Annotated in this window: 4 protein-coding genes; 2 read left to right on the plus strand and 2 right to left on the minus strand. The window is 65.0% G+C overall.

What is annotated here, in order from left to right:
* Positions 1 to 17: 17 nt before the first annotated feature.
* Positions 18 to 1,241, minus strand: a complete 1,224-nt coding sequence (locus EN745_RS30790) for an MFS transporter (RefSeq protein WP_127422989.1) — start codon at positions 1,239 to 1,241, stop codon at positions 18 to 20.
* A 120-nt stretch (positions 1,242 to 1,361) separates the two neighbouring features.
* Here EN745_RS30790 and EN745_RS30795 point away from each other — a divergent pair, with 120 nt between their 5' ends.
* A complete protein-coding gene (locus EN745_RS30795; protein ID WP_127422990.1) occupies positions 1,362 to 2,120 on the plus strand; it encodes a DeoR/GlpR family DNA-binding transcription regulator in 759 nt (252 codons plus the stop codon).
* A 49-nt stretch (positions 2,121 to 2,169) separates the two neighbouring features.
* Here the strand turns inward: EN745_RS30795 and EN745_RS30800 are convergent, their stop codons facing one another.
* Entirely contained in the window at positions 2,170 to 2,370 is a 201-nt protein-coding gene (locus EN745_RS30800; protein ID WP_348628247.1) for a DUF1059 domain-containing protein, read from the minus strand.
* A 179-nt stretch (positions 2,371 to 2,549) separates the two neighbouring features.
* Between EN745_RS30800 and aspS the strand changes: the two genes are divergently transcribed.
* On the plus strand, positions 2,550 to 4,337 hold the full coding sequence (aspS, locus tag EN745_RS30805; RefSeq protein WP_189363212.1) for an aspartate--tRNA ligase: 1,788 nt from the start codon (positions 2,550 to 2,552) through the stop codon (positions 4,335 to 4,337).
* The last annotated feature ends 56 nt before the right edge of the window (positions 4,338 to 4,393 follow it).

Consider the following 4,393-nt stretch of genomic DNA (forward strand, 5'->3'; position numbering starts at 1 on the left):
GACAACGGAAGTGCCGCTCACGCCTCGCCGGCTTGCGGCAGCATCTTCCGCGCCGGATCGGGCGCTTCGTCCGCCGGCGCGGCCGACTTGGCCGGCCGCCGGCCAAGCGAGCCGGCGGTCAGCAGGCTGAGCACGATGAACGGGATGCCGATGCCGAAGGCCGAGCGGATGCCCCAATGATCCGAGACGAAGCCGAGCAGCGGCGGGCCGAGCAGGAAGGCGACGAAGGAGATCTGCGACAACGCCGCGACGTTAATCGCCGCGGAGCGGTCCGTGCGCTGCGCGGCGGCGGAGATCGCCAGCGGGAAGATGGCGCTGGTGCCGATGCCCAGAAACGCAAAGCCCAGCAGCGAGAAAAGCGGCGCTGGCGACAGGAAGACAAAAAGCACGCCGGCCGCCATTGTCGCCAGCAGCACGCGTGCCACGCCGCTTGGCGAATGGCGGTCGACGAAACTGTCGGCGAAGAAGCGCGTCGTCGCCTGCGAAAACGCAAACAGCGCCACCGTGAAGCCGGCGACGAAGGGACCCGTGTCGAACACGGTGCGCATGTAGATCGCAGACCAGTCGATACTGGCGCCTTCCAGCAGCATCGCCGACAGGGTCACCGCGACGAGGACCAGGATCGGCAGTGTCGGCCGCGCGAACATGGGCGCGGCATCGCCGGTGCCGGTGTGACGGGCGGGCGCCGGATCGTAGCCACCGAGAAAGAGCATCATCGACAGGCCCACCATCGGCAAGACGACGGCGAGATGGAGTTGTGGCGACAGTCCGAGATGGGCGAGCGCGCCGCCGAACAGCCCGGCACCGAAGAAGCCCATGCTCCAGAACGAGTGCGCCCGGTTCATGATCCGGCGTCCGAGCAGGAACTCGGTCCTGTCAGCCTCGACGTTGAGAATGATCTCGACGCTGCCGATCATAAGGCCGACCGGAAGCAGCATCAGGAACAGCGCAAGCGGTCCCGGCGCGTGCACCGCGATGGCATAGGCGAGCGCGATGAGCGGCACCAGGCCGAGCAGCGCGCGGCGGAAGCCGACGCGTTCAAGCACCGGCGCCGCCAGCGTCAGCGCCGTCAAGGTGCCGATCGGCGTTCCGATCAGGCTGAGCCCGAGCGTGCCGTCCTCGATCTCCATGGCGCGCTTGATGTCGGGGAGCCGCGGGAAGATGTTGCCCATGGCGAAGGAATAGATCGCGAACCCGGCATAGACGCGGTGTTGAGGGGCAAGGCTGAGACCAAAACGCATCGTGGTGCTTTCAATGAAAGTGGGTCGACGGCCGGCTTGTCCAGCAGTCCGACAAGGCTCACTCCTTGCACAAACGTGCAAAACATGCAAGAACGTGCAGAACAAAAACAGGATCATGCAATGCTGACCGATCAACGACACCAGATCATCCGCGACCGTCTTGCGGCCGAGGGGAGGGTGCTGGCCGGAGAACTGGCGAGCCACTTCGGCGTTTCCGAGGACACAGTCCGGCGCGACCTCAGGGAGTTGGCGAAGGCTGGTGAGTGCCGCCGCGTCTATGGCGGCGCGGTCGCATCGGCACCCTTTGCCGCGGCAACAGTCAGTCAGCGCAGCGGGCACGCGGTCGAGGAGAAGATGCGGCTGGCGAGCGCGGCCGTGAGGCTGCTTTCCGCCGGACAGAGTCTGTTCATAGATGGCGGCACCACGAACGCGGCGATAGCCAGGGCCATTCCGCGCGAGCTCGAGCTGACCATCGCCACCAATTCGCTGGATGTCGCCTCGGCGCTGTCCGATCATCCGTCGGTCGCGTTGATCGTGCTCGGCGGCAGGTTCGTCCGCGACCTCGGAACCTGCGTCGGCGCCGATACGCTGGCGGCCGTCTCGCAGCTTGGCGCCGATCTGTGTTTCCTGGGCTCCTGCGGCCTCGACGCCGCGCGCGGCGTGACGGCCTTCGATTCGGCCGAGGCAGAGGTGAAGCGCGCCATGGCCAGGAACAGCGCCGGCCTTGTCATCGCCGTCACCAACGACAAGCTGGCGACAGCGGCGCCCTACCGCGTCGCCAAGCCCGAAGCGATCCGCCATCTGGTGGTCGAAAAGACCGCGCCGGCCGCGATCCTCGCCGATTTCGAACGCCAGGGTGCTGAAATCCATTTCGCGTGAGAGGCCAAAGCGGCACGCCTGTGTGGCTGGTGGCGTCTCAGTCCAAAAACTAGCTGGCGATCATCATCGCTTGTAGTTGTTGCCGATCCTCTGTGGACCACTGGCTTGGGTCTTCCCCATGCGCGGACTTCGCGTGAAGCTCAACGTGCTGCATGACTTCTTCCGCGCTTTCTGCCGTAAACCTCCCCGGACAGGCTTCCATCCCGGGATAGTCCTTGCACCGATACGTGTACGCCATCGCTGCCTCCATCTTAGGAACATCTAATGGAGCGACCGCCTGCGGCCTTTGTCAACCGGCTCTGCAATTTCAACCGAGACACTACCGCGTGACCGCTTGCCTTGACAAAACCGGCCTCCCATGCGCTTTTCGCGCCAATTTTCGAGGCGGGCCTTCGGTCCGCAATCAGCATCCGGACTTCATCCATGACAATGCATCGTTACCGCAGCCATACCTGTGCCCAATTGAGAAAGAGCGACGTCGGAAATTCCGTTCGGCTGTCGGGCTGGGTGCATCGCGTGCGCGACCATGGCGGCCTGCTGTTCATCGACCTGCGCGACCATTACGGCCTGACCCAGATCGTCGCCGATCCGGATTCGCCGGCCTTCAAGATCGCCGAGACCGTGCGCGGCGAATGGGTCATCCGCGTCGACGGCGAGGTCAAGGCGCGCCTGCCGGAGACGGTGAACGCCAACCTGCCGACCGGCGAGATCGAGATTTTCGCGCGCGAGATCGAGGTGCTGTCGGCGGCCAAGGAACTGCCGCTGCCGGTGTTCGGCGAGCCTGACTACCCGGAAGACATCCGCCTTAAATACCGCTTCCTCGACCTGCGCCGCGAGACGCTGCACAGGAACATCGTGGCGCGCACAAAGATCATCGCCGAGATGCGCAAGCGCATGGGCGAGGTCGGCTTCACCGAATTCTCGACGCCGATCCTGACCGCGTCCTCGCCCGAAGGCGCGCGCGACTTCCTGGTGCCGTCGCGCATCCATCCCGGCACCTTCTACGCCCTGCCGCAGGCGCCGCAGCAGTACAAGCAGCTGATCATGGTCTCGGGCTTCGACCGCTATTTCCAGATCGCGCCGTGCTTCCGCGACGAGGATCCGCGCGCCGACCGTCTGCCCGGCGAATTCTACCAGCTCGACCTCGAAATGAGCTTCGTCGAGCAGGACGATGTGCTGTCGACCATGGAGCCGGTGCTTCGCGAAGTGTTCGAGAGCTTCGCCGCCGGCAAGCCGGTGACGCAGAAATTCCGCCGCATCCCCTATGACGAGGCGATGCGCACCTACGGCACCGACAAGCCGGACCTGCGCAACCCGATCGAGATGCAGGCCGTATCGGATCATTTCCGCGAGTCCGGCTTCAAGGTGTTCGCCAACATCCTGGCCAATGATCCGAAGGCCGAGGTCTGGGCCATTCCGGCCAAGACCGGCGGCAGCCGCGCCTTCTGCGACCGCATGAATTCGTGGGCGCAGGGCGAGGGTCAGCCGGGCCTAGGCTACATCTTCTGGCGCAAGGAAGGCGACAAGCTCGAAGGCGCCGGTCCGATCGCCAAGAACATCGGCGAGGAGCGCACCGAGGCGGTCCGCCAGCAGCTTGGCTTGGCCGACGGCGACGCCGCCTTCTTCGTCGCCGGCGACCCGAAGAAATTCGTCTCCTTCGCCGGTGCCGCGCGCACCCGCGCCGGCGAGGAACTGAACCTCGTCGACCGCGACCGTTTCGAGCTTTGCTGGATCGTCGACTTCCCGTTCTTCGAATGGAACGAGGAAGAGAAGAAGATCGACTTCGCCCACAATCCGTTCTCCATGCCGCAGGGCGGCATCGAGGCGCTGGGCGGCGAGGATCTGCTCGGCATCAAGGCGTTCCAGTACGACATGGTCTGCAACGGCTTCGAGATCGCCTCCGGCGGCATCCGCAACCATCTGCCGGAGACCATGGTCAAGGCCTTCGAGACGGTCGGGCTCGACCGCGCCACCGTCGAGGAGCGCTTCGGCGGCCTCTATCGCGCCTTCCAGTATGGTGCGCCGCCGCATGGCGGCATGGCGGCCGGCATCGACCGCATCGTGATGCTCTTGGTCGGCGCCAAGAACCTGCGCGAGGTCACCATGTTCCCGATGAACCAGCAGGCCTACGACCTTCTGATGAACGCGCCCTCGGAAGCCACGCCGCAGCAATTGCGCGAACTGTCGCTGCGCGTCGCCGTGGCAAAGAAGGACTGACGGCAGCGTTGCAACTGCTCTTTCTCCCCGTCTCTATACGGGGAGAAATGTCCGGC

This window comes from Mesorhizobium sp. M4A.F.Ca.ET.022.05.2.1 (genome assembly GCF_003998845.1).
GTDB lineage: Bacteria > Pseudomonadota > Alphaproteobacteria > Rhizobiales > Rhizobiaceae > Mesorhizobium.

What these genes read in the sequence shown, in the direction of transcription:
- EN745_RS30790 (WP_127422989.1), bottom strand. Translation starts at nt 1,241, where the DNA reads ATGCGTTTTGGTCTCAGCCTTGCCCCTCAACACCGCGTCTATGCCGGG.
- EN745_RS30795 (WP_127422990.1), top strand. Translation starts at nt 1,362, where the DNA reads ATGCTGACCGATCAACGACACCAGATCATCCGCGACCGTCTTGCGGCC.
- EN745_RS30800 (WP_348628247.1), bottom strand. Translation starts at nt 2,370, where the DNA reads ATGGAGGCAGCGATGGCGTACACGTATCGGTGCAAGGACTATCCCGGG.
- aspS (WP_189363212.1), top strand. Translation starts at nt 2,550, where the DNA reads ATGCATCGTTACCGCAGCCATACCTGTGCCCAATTGAGAAAGAGCGAC.